The sequence below is a fragment of the Flavobacterium notoginsengisoli genome, from assembly GCF_014207905.1.
Taxonomy (GTDB): domain Bacteria; phylum Bacteroidota; class Bacteroidia; order Flavobacteriales; family Flavobacteriaceae; genus Flavobacterium; species Flavobacterium notoginsengisoli_A.
In genome coordinates, this window is record NZ_JACHLB010000008.1 from 1 (window position 1) to 17,102 (window position 17,102).

Sequence of the window (17,102 nt, forward strand, 5' to 3'; positions counted from 1 at the left end):
TTTTAGATTTTAGATTTTAGATTTTAGATTTTAGATTTTAGATTTTAGATTTTAGATTTTAGATTTTAGATTTTAGATTTTAGATTTTCTAAAAATCGCTTCGCTCTTTTTGGTATTTGGAATTTAAAAAATTGGAATTTATTCCTTTAAAAATCCAAAATCTGCACTCTAAAATCTACAATAGCAAAGCCTTGTGTATATTCAAACTAATTCTTATTTTTAGTACTTGAACTATGCCGTTATGACAGAAATAGATATTGAAAAAGAGAATAAAGCTATTGCGCAGGAATACAAGGAATTACTACGAATAAGTTACCAAACTTTAGACCCCGCTGACAAAAAATTAATTCGAAAAGCTTTTGATGTTGCAGTCGATGCGCACAAAGAACAGAGAAGAAAATCTGGCGAGGCGTATATCTTTCATCCTATTGCAGTTGCAAAAATTGTTGCCTCAGAAATTGGTTTGGGAGCGACCTCTATTGCCGCGGCATTATTACACGATGTTGTAGAAGATACTCCAATTACGGTTGAAGACATTGAACGTCTTTTTAACCCAAAAGTTGCACAATTGGTTGAAGGATTAACTAAAATTTCATTAGTTCAAAAAGATTTAAATGCTTCTATGCAAGCCGAGAATTTCAGAAAAATGATTCTGACTTTGAATGATGATGTTCGTGTAATTCTGATCAAACTCGCCGATCGTCTTCATAATATGCAGACTATGGATTCGATGGCGGAATACAAACAAACCAAAATTGCATCTGAAACTTTATATATTTACGCTCCTCTGGCCCACCGTTTGGGACTTTATAATATTAAAACCAAACTGGAAGATTTAGGATTAAAATATACTGAACCAGCTGTTTATAATGATATCGTAAGCAAAATTCGCGAAACGAAAGAAGAACAAGATGCTTACATCAAAGATATTTCAGATGTATTGAAAAAATCATTGGATAACGAAGGTGTTGATTATATTATTAAAGGCCGTCCAAAATCGATTTATTCTATTCGTAGAAAAATGCGCGCTCAAAATGTAAGTTTTGATGAAGTGTACGACAAATTTGCTCTTAGAATTGTCTATAAATCTGATCCTCACGAAGAAAAATTTATAGCTTGGAAAATATATTCAATAGTAACCGATCATTATCGTCCTAGCCCGAGCCGTCTTCGCGATTGGATTTCATCACCAAAATCTACTGGTTACGAAGCCCTTCACATTACCGTTATGGGACCAAAAGGTCGCTGGGTTGAAGTTCAGGTTCGAAGTGAACGTATGGATGAAATCGCCGAAAAAGGTTACGCCGCACATTATAAATATAAAAATGGAGCAACGGAAGAAAGTGGTTTAGACACTTGGCTGAATCTTCTTCGCGAAGCTTTAGAAAATCCAGAAACAAACGCGGTTGATTTTGTTGAAGATTTTAAAATGAATTTATATTCTAAAGAAATCTTCGTCTTTACACCAAAAGGAGAAATCAAATCATTGCCAAAAGGTGCCACATCTCTTGATTTTGCTTTCAGCATTCACTCAGAAATCGGAATTAAAACCCGCGGTACTCGCGTAAATGGACGTTTAGTACCTTTAAATTATGAGTTAAAAAGTGGCGATCAGGTCGAAGTAATTACTTCTGCTAACCAGAAACCAACGGTAAACTGGCTAGAATATGTAACGACTTCTAGAGCAAAAAATAAGATTAAAAATGTTCTTAATGAGAACACCAAGAAAATTGCAGAAGAAGGAAAAGAATTACTGGTTCGAAAACTGAAACATTTAAAAATCACTTTTAACGAACAAGTAACCAACGAATTAGTAAACTTTTTCAAACTGAAAACCAGTTTAGATTTATTTTACAGAGTTGGAATTGGTGCGATCGAAAATCAGCAGTTAAAAGATTACGCTGCCCAGAAAAGCAATTCGTTTATCAATTTCTTTAAAAATAAAATCAAAAGAAATAAAGACACTGCCGACGAGGATATTCATAAACCAGTTATCAGCAGCAACTACGATATGCTGGTTTTTGGAACAGAACACGATAAATTGGATTATAAATTATCGCAATGCTGCAACCCGATTCCTGGTGATGATGTATTTGGTTTTGTGACTATTAACGAAGGAATTAAAGTGCACAAAAAAGATTGTCCGAACGCAATCGGAATGCAATCTAATTATGCTTACAGAATTATGAGCGCAAAATGGATTGACTCTTCTCAAGAAGAATTCAAAGCCATTATCAACATTACAGGAATGGATGTTTTAGGACTTACCAACCAATTAACAAGGGTAATTTCGAACAATATGAGCGTAAATATCCAAAGTATTTCTTTGAGCACAGATGCTGGAATTTTTCACGGACAGATTGCTGTAATTGTAAAAAATAACACCATTTTAAAGAAAATGATCAACGCAATTAAGAAGATTGATGGTGTCGATAAAGTAACTCGAGAATACAGAACCTAACTTTTTAACCTATCTATAAGGGATTTATAACTAAACTTTAAACCCGAAACTTTTATTGATTGAAAATAAAAATTTATCTTTGCCGGATATGACACTCATTTCAACTGACAACACTAGAAATCAAGAAATTGTAAAAAACGTTTTTACAATGTATCTTGAGCAAAAAGGGCATCGCAAAACTCCTGAGCGTTATGCTATACTTCAGGAAATTTACGACAGCGAAGAACATTTTGACATCGAAAACTTGTATATCAAAATGAAAAACAAAAACTATCGTGTGAGTAGAGCTACTTTATACAACACGATCGAGTTATTGTTAGACTGCGCTTTGGTTAGAAAACATCAATTTGGGCAAAATCAGGCTTACTATGAAAAGTCTTATTTCGACAAGCAGCACGATCACATTATCATGACTGATTCTGGAGAAGTAATTGAATTTTGTGACCCAAGAATTCAAACCATCAAAAAAACAATCGAAGAAATATTTGATATCGAAATTACGAATCATTCACTTTATTTCTACGGAAACAAAAAACAGAAATAATAATCCAGAAAGGAATTATTCAAAAAATAAAAAAAGAAAATTAACTACATAATCAGTAGGACAACTGAGATTGTCCCAACGCAAATTAAAAAAGAATGACCGTAGATTTATTACTAGGATTACAATGGGGAGATGAAGGTAAAGGAAAAATTGTAGACGTACTTACCTCAAATTACGATATTATTGCACGTTTTCAAGGAGGACCAAATGCAGGACATACATTAGAATTTGACGGAATTAAACACGTACTAAGAACCATTCCTTCAGGAATTTTTCATAAAAATTCAGTAAACATCATCGGAAATGGTGTTGTAATCGATCCTGTAGTTTTTCAAAAAGAAATCGAAGGTTTAGAGAAATTTAACCTTGACATCAAAAGTAAATTAATCATTTCTAGAAAAGCGCACTTAATTTTACCAACTCACCGTTTATTAGATGCAGCTTCTGAAGCTTCTAAAGGAAAAGCTAAAATCGGTTCTACTCTTAAAGGAATTGGCCCAACTTACATGGACAAAACAGGTAGAAATGGTTTGCGTGTTGGAGATATCGAACTAGAAGATTTTAAAGAGCGTTACAGATCATTGGCTGATAAACATGAAGCTATGATTGCTTTTTATGATGTTAATATTCAATACAATTTAGCTGAGTTAGAAAAAGAATTCTTTGAAGCTATTGAAGAATTGAAAAAATTAGATTTCATTGACAGTGAAGAATACATGCACCAAGCTCAAAAAGCTGGTAAATCTATCCTTTGCGAAGGTGCTCAAGGATCTTTATTAGATGTTGATTTCGGAACTTATCCTTTTGTTACTTCATCAAACACCACAGCTGCTGGAGCTTGTACAGGTTTAGGAATTGCTCCTAACAAAATCAAAGAAGTTTACGGAATTTTCAAAGCTTACGTTACTCGTGTTGGTAGCGGACCTTTCCCAACTGAACTTTTTGACGAAGTTGGTGCTACAATGGCAAAAGTTGGTAACGAATTTGGTTCTGTAACTGGAAGACAAAGACGTTGCGGATGGTTAGATTTAGTAGCTTTAAAATATGCTGTTCAAGTTAACGGAGTTACGCAGTTAATGATGATGAAAGGTGATGTTCTTTCTGGCTTTGAAACTTTAAAAGTTTGTACAGAGTACAACTACAAAGGACAAAACATTTCTCACTTTCCTTACAACATTGAACCAGAAAATGTTACTCCGGTTTACAAAGAGTTTAAAGGATGGAAACAAGATTTAACTGGATTGACAACTTATGATCAATTACCAATTGAGCTAAAAGAATATATTGAATTTATTGAGAAAGAAATCGAAGTGCCGATCAAAATTGTATCGGTTGGACCAGATAGAAAGCAAACAATAACAAAATAACATACCTAAACGCTCTGATAATCAGAGCGTTTTTTTTTATACAAATTATTTCATTTATGAAAAATCCAAAAGTTAAAATTAAGGAAACTACATTATTATCAGACAATTGGTATATCTTAAACCGAGTTACTTTTGATTATCAGAAAGAAAATGGCGTATCTGAAGTTCATACTCGTGAAGTTTATGACCGTGGCAATGGTGCTGGAATTTTACTATACAATTCAACAAAAAAAACAGTCATTCTAACACGTCAATTTCGTTTACCGACTTTCCTTAACGGAAATAAAGACGGAATGATGATTGAGGTTTGCGCAGGACTTTTGGACAAAGACAATCCTGAAACCGCAATTATTCGTGAAACCGAAGAAGAAACTGGCTATAGAATTACTAAAGTTCAGAAAGTTTTCGAAACATACATGTCGCCTGGCGCCGTAACCGAAATTCTTTACCTTTTTGTAGGCGAATACGACGAAAGCATGAAAGTAAGCGAAGGCGGAGGACTAGACGCTGAACAAGAAAATATTGAAGTTCTTGAATTTACATTTGATCAAGCTTATGCCATGATTGAATCAAGAAAAATTACTGATGCTAAAACCATTATGTTATTGCAACATGCTAAAATAAAAGGTTTGATTTAATATAGGATTTCATCAAAAAAATAAATTAAAATTGGCAAATAAATTCTCTTATACGATTACATTAAATAATAATATTTCCGAAAATGAAGCGATTGATTTCTTAACAGCTTCAAATGTAAATTTTATTAAACCCGATAAAGACAGTAGAAAAAAGTTACTAGAACTACTTGGAGTAGATAAGAAATATTTCAGAGCTTTTGATTTGGTTTTAATTCCAGGACACACTAATCTTGAAAAAATTATAGAAGTAAAAAACATAGATGACATCACTCTTATCGAATTAAAAACTACTAAGAAAAAACTAATTAATTTACCATCTGGCTTTTTCTTTGGAGCTACAGAAAGTGAATTTGCATTAGCGACACAGCTTGGCAATCAATATAAATTTTGCTTTATTTCGCTACATATCGAATCATCAAATTATGTTTTACTTACATTGGAAGAACTAAACAAAATAATTAAAACAAAAAGAATTCAATATCAAATAAATTTATAATTAATGAAAATCCCGAAACCAATTCAAAAAATTATGTAACCCTTTTCAGCTATCATAATCATAACTTTATTTTCATAAAATTACGACCTATGAAAAAGTTATATTATACAGCAAACGGATTATTATTATTGACGTTAGTTTTATTAGGTTCTTGTAAAAAGACTGATACCATAACACTAACCGAAAATAAAACTGATAAAAAAGAAGTTATTGAGTATAAAAAACCTAAAACGGTTTCTTATCAAATTTCTAAAACCAAGGAATGGCTAAAAACAAATGAAGCTGACAGCAGCAAAATGAATATTGTTTACGCCTTAAACAGAACCGATAAAGCCAATTTCAAGAAACTAGATTCTGTTGTGATTCCAGCAGACTTTAGTGGCGATTTGGTTTATTATCTTCCATTTCCATTGCATGTTTCCGCTTTAGAAGAGGTTTCTAAAATAATTTTATTTTCATATCCAACTCAGACTTTTGCCGCATATGAAAACGGCGAACTCGTGCGTACTGGTCCAACTAATATGGGAAGAAAAAAAGATCCTACTCCAACAGGATTGTTTTTTACGAATTGGAAAGCAGAACAAACTACCAGCACTTTTAATGATGAATGGGACTTAAAATGGAATTTCAATATTGAAAACAAACTTGGTGTTGGTTTTCATCAATATGAATTGCCTGGATATCCAGCTTCGCATTCTTGTTTAAGATTATTAGAAAAAGACGCTAAATACCTTTATAAATTTGCAGATGAATGGATTTTGAAAGATAAAGAAAATGTAAAAGTAAAAGGAACTCCAGTAGTTGTTTTTGGAAGTTATCCCTTTGACGGTCCAAAACCTTGGCTGCAACTTGCATCAGACCCAAAAGCTTTAGATATTTCTGAAGGCGACATTGAAACCGCTACTAAACCATTTTTAAAAGAAATTCTAGAAAATCAGAATCTTAGAGAATCTAATCAGACTAGTGAAATTTAAAATTTCATAAAAATATTTTTTTTTGTTTTTTAGCTCGCAAGCCTTAATGTTTGCGGGCTTTTTTATTTTTTCAAGTATAAGTTTTAAAAAAATATTTTTATAAATAAGCGAACATTCATTTATATTATATATCTTTGTACCCTAGTTAATTAGAATTATGAGAACGAGAGATACCAACAAGGAAGAAACTGTAAAACAAAAGGCAATCGATATGATTGTTACACAAGGCATAGAAGGTTTTGGAATGAATCGTTTAGCAAAAGAATGTGGAATATCTGTTGCTACCCTTTACATTTATTATTCAGACAAAGAAGATTTGATTCGTAAAATCGGAATTGAAATTGGTCAAAATTTCTTTTCCAAAATGCTTGATGGGTTTTCTCCTGATATGTCTTTTAAGGATGGACTTAAAAATCAGTGGGAAAATCGTATTCACTTCACATTGAACTTTACGCGCGAAGCGACTTGTTTCGAAATTCTAAAACAATCTACTCATGGAGATGCTATTGTTGAAGAGATAACTGGAGATTTTAAAAAGACAATGTCGCAATTTATGATTTCCGCAATTGAAAGAAAAGAGCTCATTCCGGTTACTTTTGAAGTATTTTGGAGTATAGCCTATGGTTCGCTTTATTCTCTTTTAGAACTTCACAGAGAAGGAAAATCTATGTCGGGAAAACCTTTTGTATTTACAGATGAACTTAAAAACGAAACTTTCAATTTGGTTTTAAAAGCTCTTACTCCTTAATTAAATAATAAAAATTTAAATGATTTGTCGCTCTGAGCGAAGTCGAAGAGCAATTTTAAACATAATATTAAAACACAATGAAAACTTCAATTATAGAAAATAAAAAAATAGCTATTATTGGCGGCGGACCTGTCGGATTAACAACTGCTCGCATTTTACAGATAAATGGCGCCGAAGTAACAGTTTATGAAAGAGATGTTAATGCTGAAGCTAGAACGTCTGGCGGCACTTTGGATATCCATTCAGATTCTGGTCAATATGCAATTCAGAAAGCAGGTCTAATGGATGTCTTTCTGCAATATGCAAGACCAACTGGCGAAAAAATGGCAGATATAGACGGAAATATTACTTCTGATGAAATGCCTGATGATACTAACGCATTTTCTCGTCCAGAAATTGATCGAAACGATCTTCGAAAAATTATGCTGGATAATCTTCAAGAGAATACAGTTGTTTGGGATAGTCAATTGATTAATTTAGAAAAATCTGAAAATCAATATATTTTAGAATTCAAAAATGGCAAAAAAGAAACTGCAGATTTTGTTATTGTGGCAAATGGCGGAAGATCTAATGCTAGAAAATTTGTCAGCGATCAAGAACCAAAACTTTCTGGAACATATATTATTCAAGGCGAAATTGCAAATCCTGACCAAGATTACCCTGAATTTAAACCCAAATACGGAAATGGAAATGTAATGGCAATGGGAGAACATAAAATGTTTTATACGCATACAATGCGCGATGGTTCTGTACATTTTGGCGTTTCTTTTAAAGCCGATGAAGATTGGATTTCTAACCACGGAATTAATTTTGAAGACGACCAAAATGTCATTTCATTTCTTAATGAAACTTTTAAAAACTGGGGAGACGATTATAAAAAATTCTTTGCCGCTTCTACCGAATTTTCAGGTTTGCCTTTGCGCTTGTTTTCTTTAGAGGAAAGCTGGAAAGAACATTCGAACATTACTCTTGTAGGTGACGCGGCGCATTTAATGCCTCCATTTGCTGGTGAAGGCGTTAATATGGGATTGTTTGATGCTTTTCATTTGACAGAAAATCTAACTAACGGGAAATTCAAAACGATAGATGAAGCCATTGCCGATTACGAGAAAAAGATGTTTGGCTACGCTTTAGAAGCACAGCGCATGACAAAAAAAATGGAAGATTTATTGCATTCTGATATCGTTGCGGAAGATATTCTCAACAGCCGATTCTAATCATTTTTCAAGCTTTTACAGCGCACGAATATTCGTATTTAATAAAACAACATAGTTGCTTTTAATTTCTTACTTTCGCTTTCAATAAGTAAAAAAAACTACATTAAAAGCAACTATGAAAAAACTAATTGCACTTCTTTTTATTTCTGGAACATTTTTAAACTACGGCCAGTCTAATCAGATTTTAGATTTTAAAGCTGGATATTCTCCTCAAACCGTTTACAATCAGACAACACTTAATGCTTCGGATTATGAAGTGACCTATTCTGGAAGTGAAACTTTTTTAGAGACACTTAAGAAAAATCAAGTGCCAAATCCAACTACCATAAAAAGCAATATGACCATAGAAACACTTTCTAAAACTGGTAAAGCAAATAAAGAAGGTATGTTTCCCATCACAATTGAATACGTAAAAGCTGTTGATGGAAATGGAAAAATAATAATTCCAGGAGGCACTTTACTTTACGGAAATGCCACTTCCACTACTTTACCAAAGATGGATTCTATTGTGGCAAAAGATATGGAAGAAAGCTTAAAAAATGTTGTCTTTCAGACGGTACAAAGCACTTTTTCACAATTAGTTATGCCGCAGAAAAAACTAAAAATAGGAGAATCTTTTGTTCAAGAAAGTCCATTAACACTGCCAATTGCTGGCATTAATATTGAAATGATGATTACCACGGTATATAAATTAAAAAGCATGAATTCAAAAGATGCATTTTTTGATATTTCTCAGACTTATACCATGAAAATGTCTGACACAAGATTTGACACAACAGGATCTGGAATCGGAAGTGGAGAATTGACTTATGATATTCCAAATCATTTTATGAGTGAAAACACTTTAAAAATGGATTTCAATCTTAATCTAAAACACACCGATTTTAGTATGGAGTTAAAATCAAAAAGTGATTTTAAACAAACATCAGTAATAACAAAAAACAAATAACATGAGGACGTAAGATTTCTTACGCCTTTTTATTTGCAATCATACTTATGAAAGAGGTCTCAAAAAATAATAGGACTTGCAAAAATGGACATAACTATTTCAAAACTAGCGATTGCCCAACTTGCCCTATTTGCGAAGCTGAACGAAAACCAAATTCTGGATTTTTATCTGTTTTGTCAGCGCCTGCGAGAAGAGCTTTGGAAAGTAAAAATATCAAAACTGCAAAAGATTTATCTCAATATACCCAAAAAGAGATTATGTCTTTACATGGAATTGGGCCAAGCAGTCTTCCTAAACTTTTGGGAGAATTAAAAAAGTATGGATTAATGTTTAAAGACTAATAAAAGAACTACCTATAAGCTATTTTGCATGTAAAAACCCCAGCATGGAAAATATTTATAAAATTTCAATAAAGCAATAAAAAAGGCGTGAGAAATAAATCTTACGCCTTTTGTTTTATATTAAAAACTCAATTAATTATCTCGAATAATTTGGAGCTTCTTTAGTAATAGTTACGTTATGCGGGTGACTTTCAGTGATTCCACTAGAAGTGATTCTAACAAAACGTCCTGTTTCTTGTAGAGTAGGAATATCTTTTGAACCACAGTACCCCATACCTGCGCGAAGACCTCCAATAAATTGAAGCATGCTTTCATTCAATTCACCTTTGTAAGGAACACGTCCAACGATTCCTTCTGGAACTAATTTTTTAACGTCGTCTTCAACATCTTGGAAATAACGGTCTTTAGATCCTGTCTGCATCGCTTCAACAGATCCCATTCCTCGGTAAGATTTGAATTTTCTTCCTTCAAAAATGATAGTTTCACCTGGAGATTCTTTTGTTCCTGCTAATAATGAACCTAACATTACACAGTCAGCACCAGCAGCAATTGCTTTAGGAATATCTCCTGTATAACGAATTCCACCATCAGCAATTACAGGAACTCCAGTTCCTTTGATCGCTGCAGCAACTTCTAAAACTGCCGAAAATTGAGGAAAACCAACACCTGCAACGATACGTGTAGTACAGATAGAACCAGGTCCGATTCCAACTTTTACTCCATCAGCACCATTTTCTACTAAGTATTTAGCGGCTTCTGGAGTTGCAATGTTTCCAACAATTACATCAATTTGAGGAAATTTTGCTTTTACTTCTTTTAATGTGTTTACTACACCTTCTGTATGTCCGTGAGCTGTATCAATAATAATTGCGTCTACACCAGCAGCAACCAAAGCTTCAGCTCTTTGAACTGCATCTCCAGTAACTCCAATTGCAGCAGCAACTCTTAAACGACCAAAAGAATCTTTATTTGCGATTGGCTTTTGAGTTAGTTTTGTAATATCTCTAAACGTAATTAAACCAACTAATTCGTTTTTATCGTTTACAACTGGTAATTTTTCGATTTTATGTCCTTGTAAAACAACCTCAGCTTGCTCTAAAGAAGTTCCTTCAGAAACAGTCACTAAGTTTTGGCTTGTCATAACCTCAGCGATTGGCCTTGCTCCGTTTTTCTCGAAACGTAAATCACGATTTGTAACGATACCTTTTAAGATTTTGTTTTCGTCAACGATTGGAATACCACCGATTCCGAATTCTTTCATAGCATTCTTGGCGTCAGCAATAGTAGAATTCATTGGTAAAGTTACTGGATCAATGATCATTCCAGCTTCTGCACGTTTTACTTTTCGAACTTTTCCAGCTTGTTGTTCGATAGTCATATTTTTATGTAAAACACCGATTCCGCCTTCTTGCGCCATAGCAATTGCCATTGCACTTTCTGTTACCGTATCCATAGCAGCAGATACGATTGGAACGTTTAATGTGATGTTTCTTGAGAATTTCGATTTGATACTCACTTCGCGGGGAAGCACATTCGAGTAGTTAGGTACTAATAATACATCGTCGTAAGTTAAACCTTCGCCGATAATCTTGGAGTTGTGTGCTATCATGTTGCAATTTCTAGTTGAATTGCGTGCAAATATAGTGAATAAATTGCTAACTTAAATACTAAGTTATTCATAAAATTGTATTTACAAGAATTGTCTTATAAAAACATTTGTTTTAGCCTAGATGGAAATGGAAAGCCACGAAAAGTCAAAAAATATTTTTTTCTGGTTTAAAAAAGCGACCAACGGAAGCTCTTTTTAAACCTTGAAAAAAAATGTTTTGACTCGAGTGCTTGAAATGTACAGCTGGAATTAGCTCCTAATTAATTATTTAGAAATAAAATTAATCATCACGGTCTTGAAATACAAAATTAATTCCGAGCTGAAAAGTGGCGCTACTGGCTTTTGATAAATCTTTATATTCTAAAACATTACCAAATAAAGCGTAAATATTTACGGCTCCAACCGTACCTGCAAGGCCTAAACCAATATTCTTATTTGAAAATGTATCAAAAGTATAAGTTGCTTTTGCTTCTAATTTTCTAAAAATACTTCTTTTATAAAATGCTGTTAATGCAAATAATGGTTCTCGAGGTGCCGACATAGCAAATAATTGCGCTCCAACTGCATTCTTATAATAAGTATTGATTTTTCCTCGGCAATTACATTCATCATCTGGACGAGCCTCTCCAAAAGAATATTGTATAGAAGAATAAAATTTTGTTGGACGCCATGTAGTATACTTATTATATAGCGTATCTCTCGGTATAGCTTTATCGAATTCATCAAAAATATCTTCCGGGGCATCATTTCCTGTAAAATCAGGATTTACACCATCATACTTATATGTACCCTTGTAAGTTAGAGTTTCGATATCTTTAGATTGTTTTATAAAACCTAGATCTATGATGCTTGCTGTTAACTGCAAATTGTCTTTAATATAATATGTAAAACCGGCATCAACACCAAGACCTAAACTTCCGCTTAAAAAAGTATTATTTGCAATGTCTTTCACTACATTTCCTTCGTATTCATCTTTTGTGAATTTTGAAAGTCCAGATGTTTTTAATTCTAAATCAGAAGAAATGATTTGATTGTAAAGATTAGGATCTGTTGAACTTTGCCCTGTATAAATATATCCTGAATTTTTTGTTGATGTCGCGTTGGCACCACTTGAATAGATTTTAGCACGACCTCCATAAACAAATTTTTCGTTCACTTTTTTATGAAAACCAACATGCCAAACGGAAAGCACCTCAGCTTTCATACTCAAATCTCCAAGATTAAATGATTTTCCGATGTAATTTATGTTTCCATCTAAAGCTAAAATCGCCAAATCTTTTGGAACAAACATGAAAAAGTCAAATTCCTGATACAATCCGAAAGAGATATAAGACTTGCTTTCTCTGCCTCCAATTCTGAATCCACCAGAAAACACTTCCAATTGTTGATTGGTTACAACTTTATCTCTGTTTGTAGATTGATTAACTACGTTTCTTACCTTTTGGTTAAAATCGACTCCGTTATTAGCAAACAAATCGTAAGCCGTAAAACTGCTTGACCCTAAATTGGCAGAAATTCCAGATAAAACTGGAAATCCAAAATAATATTTATAAGAAACGTCGGCTCCTGGGTTTACCATTAGCGATTGCGGAATCGATGTAAAATTATACAGTATTTCTTTATTTTGAGAAAAACAAGAAAGCTGAAAAATGAGGCAGATAATCAGATATATTTTTTTCATCCAATTATTAAATAAGCTGTTGCACTTGATTTTAATTTTAAACCTCCTAAACTTTGATTATTTAATGGCGTTCCTTCAAAAATTGCAACTTTGAAACCTATTTTGATAGTTTTTTTTAAGAGATCCAATCGTTGGTTTTCAAAAACTTCTGTTGGAAATTTTATAACATTGGCAGTTCCTCTATAAGCAGGAATAGGAAACGTCAACGTTTGCAATACTTGGCCATTAGCATCTAATAATTCTAGACTTACTACAAAAGCGCGATCTATCGTATTTTCAAATTCAAAATTGAATTCGGCTTTTTTCAGATGATCATTAAAAAATTTATCTTTAAAAACATCAAAACCTCTTGAGTCGTCAATAACATGATTTCCTCCATCATCTATTAATTTGTTTGCTGGAATATCAAAATGAGCTAGATTAGCCAAAAAAGCAGGCTCTAACTTCAGATCATCTATTTGACCAAAGTCTAAATCACTTGAACAAGAAGAAAATAAAAGTGATAGGATTACTATTTTTATAACTTTATAGAAGTTGGATTTCATGGCAAAAGTATATACTATAAATGTAAAGCTTAATGTTGCAAATCGTTATCGAAGTTAGTAAATATAACCTTTTGTTAATGAAATTTTCCAAACAATTTTGAAGCTTCATTGTAAGCGCTTTCAAAACTTAAAGAATTTAAACCCGTAACTTTTTTATTTGCAGTAAAGTATGAAACCAATTTTTCTGTTGGCATGTTTCCGGTTAATTTATCAGCAGCCATTGGACAACCACCGAAACCTTGAATAGCTCCGTCAAAACGAGTACAACCAGCTTTTGCAGCGGCATCAATTTTTTCAAACCAACTTTCTGGAGTTGTATGGAGATGCGCTCCAAACTCGATTTCTGGATATTTCGGAATTAATTCTGAAAACAAATAGGTAATTACTTCTGGAGTCGAAGTTCCAACTGTATCTGAAAGGGATAGAATTTTTACTCCCATTCCAGCAAGCTTTTCTGTCCATTCTGCAACAATTTCAATATTCCACGGATCTCCATATGGATTTCCAAAGCCCATAGAAAGATAAGTTACGACTTCTTTCTTTTTCTTATAGGCAACTTCTAAAATTTCTTCTAAAGTAATTAAAGATTCAGCAATCGTTTTATGGGTATTACGCATTTGAAAATTTTCTGAAATCGAAAAAGGAAAACCCAAATATTGAATCTGCTCGTATCCCGAAGCCGTGATTGCGCCTTGTGTATTGGCAATAATAGAAAGTAATTTACTTGTTGTTTGAGATAAATCAAGTTGTTCTAAAACGGCAGCCGTATCCTGCATCTGTGGAATAGCTTTTGGAGAAACAAAGCTTCCAAAATCAATTGTATCAAAGCCCACACGAAGCAATGCTTGTATGTATGTTACTTTATTTTTTGTCGGAATAAAAGTCTTGATGCCTTGCATGGCATCTCTCGGACATTCGATAATCTTGATTTCTTTATTCAAAACTCATTCATTTGTAAAGGCTAAGTTAGTTTCTTTTTTATTGAAATAAAAGATAATTTTAGCCTAAGCAAAAACTATTACAAAATTTTGTAATAGTTATAATAATTACCAAAAAGTGTAATATTTTAAAATATTACCAAAAAACGTAATAATCAAAAATATTGCTTATATTTGTAATAGAAAGTTTATTATTTTTTAATTATATTTGGTTATGACTAGTGTAATTACAGGCGATATAATTGGCTCGAGACAACAATCCGAACATTGGGTTGAAGATTTGAAAAAAATCTTAACCCCCTTTGGGCAAACGCCAAGCCAATGGGAAGTTTATCGCGGAGACGAATTTCAAATTGAAGTTAGTAATCCAGAAGATGCTTTATTAGTTACAATTTTAGTAAAAGCACGTTTAAGAGCCATAAAATCTGATGCCCGTATGAGTATCGGCTTTGGAGATAAAACGCATCATGCAGAGAAAATTTCTGAAAGCAATGGTTCTGCTTTTATCAATTCGGGAGAACTTTTTGAAACTTTGAAAAAGCAAAAAGTAACTTTAGCAATGAGAACTGGTGATTTAAATTTCGATGAAAAAATGAATTTAATGATTCAACTCGCCTTGACGTTTATGGACAGTTGGCTCGTGCAATCGGCAGAATTTGTAGCATTGGCAATAGAAAACCCAAAACTATCGCAAGAAGAACTAGGACAAAAATTAGGCATTAATCAAGCCGCCGTTAGCCGAAGACAGAAACGTGCTCAGTTTGATTTAGTCATGCAATTAGATCGATATTTTAGAACACAAATAAAACAACTTACAGCATTATGATCCTATTTGTAAAACTGCTTTTGGCTCATTTATTAGGTGATTTTATCTGGCAACCCAATTCTTGGGTAAAAGATAAAGAAGCAAATAAACATAAAAGTGTTTATTTATATCTTCATATTTTACTTCATGGAGTTTTAGCCGCTGTTTTAATCGGTGACATTGGCTTTATTCGTTATGCTATATTAATAGCTGTAACACACGGAATTATCGATTTAATTAAATTGAATTTTCAGAAACCAAAAACAAAACGCACTTGGTTTGTAGTTGATCAAATTGCACATCTTTTGATTTTAATTGGAATTGCACTCTTCTATCATAGAAATAGCATTATCCCTTTACTTCCTTGTAATGATTGTTGGATTTTAATAACAGGCTTTTTATTGGTTACTAAACCTGCTTCAATTTTCATCAAAACCATTATTTCGATTTGGAGTCCGGAAAGCCAGAATAGCCATCAAGACAATTCTCTAGCCAATGCAGGAAATTACATTGGCATATTAGAACGTCTATTTGTGGTTTGTTTTATTTTGACTGGACATTTCGAAGCAATCGGTTTTTTATTGGCAGCTAAATCTATTTTTAGATTCGGAGATTTGAAAGAAGCCAAAGACCGAAAACTTACCGAATATGTAATGATAGGAACACTAATTAGTTTTGGAATTTCGATCCTTACTGGATTAGCAATTCAGGCACTTCTTTTACAATTGCCCTAAAACTTTTTTGTTGATTGCTTTTATTAAGGCTGGACCTTCATAAATAAATCCAGTGTATAATTGCACCAAACTTGCTCCAGCATTTAATTTTTCGATAGCGTCATCTGCAGAATGAATTCCTCCTACTCCAATAATTGGGAATGCTTTATTGCTTTTTTCAGAAAGAAAACGAATTACTTCTGTAGAACGTTTGGTTAACGGTTTTCCCGACAAACCTCCCATTTCTGATTGATTTGCAGATTGTAAACCATCTCTCGAAATAGTAGTATTAGTAGCAATAACTCCTGCAATCTCAGTTGTTTTCACAATATCGATAATATCCAATAATTGCTCATCTGTTAAGTCTGGAGCAATTTTCAAAAGAATTGGTTTTACTTTTTGAGTGCTTGTTTTTTGTTTTTCAACATTTCTATTTTGCAAGGTTTGCAATAAAGCCGTCAAAGGCTCTTTGTCTTGCAAGGCTCTCAAATTTGGCGTATTTGGCGAACTTACATTTACTACAAAATAATCTACATGATTGAATAATGCATCAAAACAAATGATATAATCTTTAACCGCATCTTCGTTATCGGTTACTTTGTTCTTTCCGATATTTCCACCAATCAAAACTCCTGAATTTTTCTTCAAGCGTTCTACAGCTTCTAGAACACCTCCGTTATTAAATCCCATTCGATTAATAATCGCCTGATCTTCTTTTAAGCGGAATAAACGTTTTTTAGGATTTCCTTCTTGGCCTACTGGTGTTACCGTTCCGATTTCAATAAAACCAAAACCAAAATCGCCTAGTTCTTTATATAGCTTGGCATCTTTATCAAATCCTGCTGCAAGTCCAACCGGATTTTTGAATTTTATTCCGAAAACTTCTCTCTCTAATCGAGAGTCTTTTACTTCGTATATCGCTCTTATTATTGATGAAACTCCTGGGATTTTTGAAATGAATTTAACGAATGAAAAAGTAAAGTAATGCACTTCTTCAGGATCAAACCAAAAAAGTATCGGACGAATTATCAATTTATACATAAGAGTTGTGTTGTTGTTATTTTGGCTGCAAATTT

17 protein-coding genes are annotated in these 17,102 nt (G+C 33.1%); 12 read left to right on the forward strand and 5 right to left on the reverse strand.

All coding sequences use genetic code 11. The features are described from left to right. Positions 1 to 241 precede the first annotated feature (241 nt). The 10 genes from HNP35_RS20515 to HNP35_RS20560 all read left to right on the forward strand — a co-directional run bounded on the left by HNP35_RS20515 (position 242) and on the right by HNP35_RS20560 (position 9,735). Positions 242 to 2,461 carry a RelA/SpoT family protein gene (locus HNP35_RS20515; RefSeq protein ID WP_184166611.1) on the forward strand — a complete coding sequence of 740 codons (2,220 nt, stop codon included), beginning with the start codon at positions 242 to 244 and terminating at the stop codon, positions 2,459 to 2,461. Positions 2,462 to 2,549: 88 nt separating this feature from the next. Next, on the forward strand, positions 2,550 to 3,005 hold the full coding sequence (locus HNP35_RS20520) for a Fur family transcriptional regulator (protein WP_184166613.1): 456 nt from the start codon (positions 2,550 to 2,552) through the stop codon (positions 3,003 to 3,005). A gap of 95 nt (positions 3,006 to 3,100) precedes the next feature. Next, the gene (locus HNP35_RS20525) at positions 3,101 to 4,372 is read left to right on the forward strand and encodes an adenylosuccinate synthase (protein WP_184166615.1); all 1,272 of its coding nucleotides are present in this window, start codon (positions 3,101 to 3,103) and stop codon (positions 4,370 to 4,372) included. Between the two features lie 56 nt (positions 4,373 to 4,428). Next, positions 4,429 to 5,010, forward strand: a complete 582-nt coding sequence (locus HNP35_RS20530; protein ID WP_184166617.1) for an NUDIX domain-containing protein — start codon at positions 4,429 to 4,431, stop codon at positions 5,008 to 5,010. Between the two features lie 31 nt (positions 5,011 to 5,041). Next, positions 5,042 to 5,506 (forward strand): hypothetical protein, encoded by a 465-nt coding sequence (locus HNP35_RS20535; protein WP_184166618.1) that lies wholly within the window; start codon positions 5,042 to 5,044, stop codon positions 5,504 to 5,506. 89 nt (positions 5,507 to 5,595) lie between these two features. After that, positions 5,596 to 6,480, forward strand: coding sequence for a L,D-transpeptidase (locus HNP35_RS20540; protein WP_184166620.1), 885 nt, complete (start codon positions 5,596 to 5,598; stop codon positions 6,478 to 6,480). A 157-nt stretch (positions 6,481 to 6,637) separates the two neighbouring features. Next, a complete protein-coding gene (locus HNP35_RS20545) occupies positions 6,638 to 7,228 on the forward strand; it encodes a TetR/AcrR family transcriptional regulator (RefSeq protein ID WP_184166623.1) in 591 nt (196 codons plus the stop codon). 77 nt (positions 7,229 to 7,305) lie between these two features. Continuing rightward, positions 7,306 to 8,445 (forward strand): FAD-dependent oxidoreductase, encoded by a 1,140-nt coding sequence (locus HNP35_RS20550; protein ID WP_184166626.1) that lies wholly within the window; start codon positions 7,306 to 7,308, stop codon positions 8,443 to 8,445. A 115-nt stretch (positions 8,446 to 8,560) separates the two neighbouring features. Further along, the gene (locus tag HNP35_RS20555; RefSeq protein ID WP_184166629.1) at positions 8,561 to 9,394 is read left to right on the forward strand and encodes a hypothetical protein; all 834 of its coding nucleotides are present in this window, start codon (positions 8,561 to 8,563) and stop codon (positions 9,392 to 9,394) included. A gap of 47 nt (positions 9,395 to 9,441) precedes the next feature. Continuing rightward, positions 9,442 to 9,735: an RNA polymerase alpha subunit C-terminal domain-containing protein gene (locus HNP35_RS20560; protein WP_184166632.1), complete on the forward strand. Its 294-nt coding sequence runs from the start codon at positions 9,442 to 9,444 to the stop codon at positions 9,733 to 9,735. A 136-nt stretch (positions 9,736 to 9,871) separates the two neighbouring features. Here HNP35_RS20560 and guaB read toward each other — a convergent pair whose 3' ends face one another. From guaB to HNP35_RS20580, 4 genes are all read right to left on the reverse strand, one after another. After that, complete coding sequence (gene guaB, locus HNP35_RS20565; RefSeq protein ID WP_184166635.1) at positions 9,872 to 11,344, reverse strand: IMP dehydrogenase; 1,473 nt, start codon at positions 11,342 to 11,344, stop codon at positions 9,872 to 9,874. A gap of 280 nt (positions 11,345 to 11,624) precedes the next feature. Then, positions 11,625 to 13,025, reverse strand: coding sequence for a DUF5723 family protein (locus HNP35_RS20570; protein WP_184166638.1), 1,401 nt, complete (start codon positions 13,023 to 13,025; stop codon positions 11,625 to 11,627). Continuing rightward, the gene (locus tag HNP35_RS20575; RefSeq protein ID WP_184166641.1) at positions 13,022 to 13,570 is read right to left on the reverse strand and encodes a hypothetical protein; all 549 of its coding nucleotides are present in this window, start codon (positions 13,568 to 13,570) and stop codon (positions 13,022 to 13,024) included. The genes HNP35_RS20570 and HNP35_RS20575 overlap by 4 nt, the downstream gene beginning before the upstream one ends. A gap of 74 nt (positions 13,571 to 13,644) precedes the next feature. Next, positions 13,645 to 14,511 (reverse strand): hydroxymethylglutaryl-CoA lyase, encoded by an 867-nt coding sequence (locus tag HNP35_RS20580; RefSeq protein ID WP_184166644.1) that lies wholly within the window; start codon positions 14,509 to 14,511, stop codon positions 13,645 to 13,647. A gap of 211 nt (positions 14,512 to 14,722) precedes the next feature. Between HNP35_RS20580 and HNP35_RS20585 the strand changes: the two genes are divergently transcribed. Beyond that, positions 14,723 to 15,334 carry a hypothetical protein gene (locus tag HNP35_RS20585; protein WP_184166647.1) on the forward strand — a complete coding sequence of 204 codons (612 nt, stop codon included), beginning with the start codon at positions 14,723 to 14,725 and terminating at the stop codon, positions 15,332 to 15,334. Beyond that, entirely contained in the window at positions 15,331 to 16,047 is a 717-nt protein-coding gene (locus HNP35_RS20590; protein WP_184166650.1) for a DUF3307 domain-containing protein, read from the forward strand. The genes HNP35_RS20585 and HNP35_RS20590 overlap by 4 nt, the downstream gene beginning before the upstream one ends. Here HNP35_RS20590 and HNP35_RS20595 read toward each other — a convergent pair. Further along, the gene (locus HNP35_RS20595; protein ID WP_184166653.1) at positions 16,033 to 17,067 is read right to left on the reverse strand and encodes a quinone-dependent dihydroorotate dehydrogenase; all 1,035 of its coding nucleotides are present in this window, start codon (positions 17,065 to 17,067) and stop codon (positions 16,033 to 16,035) included. The genes HNP35_RS20590 and HNP35_RS20595 overlap by 15 nt on opposite strands. Positions 17,068 to 17,102: the final 35 nt, after the last annotated feature.

Excerpts from the sequence above, each read along its gene's own strand:
- guaB (WP_184166635.1), bottom strand. The coding sequence starts at position 11,344 with ATGATAGCACACAACTCCAAGATTATCGGCGAAGGTTTAACTTACGAC.
- HNP35_RS20520 (WP_184166613.1), top strand. The coding sequence starts at position 2,550 with ATGACACTCATTTCAACTGACAACACTAGAAATCAAGAAATTGTAAAA.
- HNP35_RS20530 (WP_184166617.1), top strand. The coding sequence starts at position 4,429 with ATGAAAAATCCAAAAGTTAAAATTAAGGAAACTACATTATTATCAGAC.
- HNP35_RS20570 (WP_184166638.1), bottom strand. The coding sequence starts at position 13,025 with ATGAAAAAAATATATCTGATTATCTGCCTCATTTTTCAGCTTTCTTGT.
- HNP35_RS20555 (WP_184166629.1), top strand. The coding sequence starts at position 8,561 with ATGAAAAAACTAATTGCACTTCTTTTTATTTCTGGAACATTTTTAAAC.
- HNP35_RS20560 (WP_184166632.1), top strand. The coding sequence starts at position 9,442 with ATGAAAGAGGTCTCAAAAAATAATAGGACTTGCAAAAATGGACATAAC.
- HNP35_RS20545 (WP_184166623.1), top strand. The coding sequence starts at position 6,638 with ATGAGAACGAGAGATACCAACAAGGAAGAAACTGTAAAACAAAAGGCA.
- HNP35_RS20595 (WP_184166653.1), bottom strand. The coding sequence starts at position 17,067 with ATGTATAAATTGATAATTCGTCCGATACTTTTTTGGTTTGATCCTGAA.
- HNP35_RS20550 (WP_184166626.1), top strand. The coding sequence starts at position 7,306 with ATGAAAACTTCAATTATAGAAAATAAAAAAATAGCTATTATTGGCGGC.
- HNP35_RS20575 (WP_184166641.1), bottom strand. The coding sequence starts at position 13,570 with ATGAAATCCAACTTCTATAAAGTTATAAAAATAGTAATCCTATCACTT.
- HNP35_RS20590 (WP_184166650.1), top strand. The coding sequence starts at position 15,331 with ATGATCCTATTTGTAAAACTGCTTTTGGCTCATTTATTAGGTGATTTT.
- HNP35_RS20540 (WP_184166620.1), top strand. The coding sequence starts at position 5,596 with ATGAAAAAGTTATATTATACAGCAAACGGATTATTATTATTGACGTTA.
- HNP35_RS20525 (WP_184166615.1), top strand. The coding sequence starts at position 3,101 with ATGACCGTAGATTTATTACTAGGATTACAATGGGGAGATGAAGGTAAA.
- HNP35_RS20585 (WP_184166647.1), top strand. The coding sequence starts at position 14,723 with ATGACTAGTGTAATTACAGGCGATATAATTGGCTCGAGACAACAATCC.
- HNP35_RS20515 (WP_184166611.1), top strand. The coding sequence starts at position 242 with ATGACAGAAATAGATATTGAAAAAGAGAATAAAGCTATTGCGCAGGAA.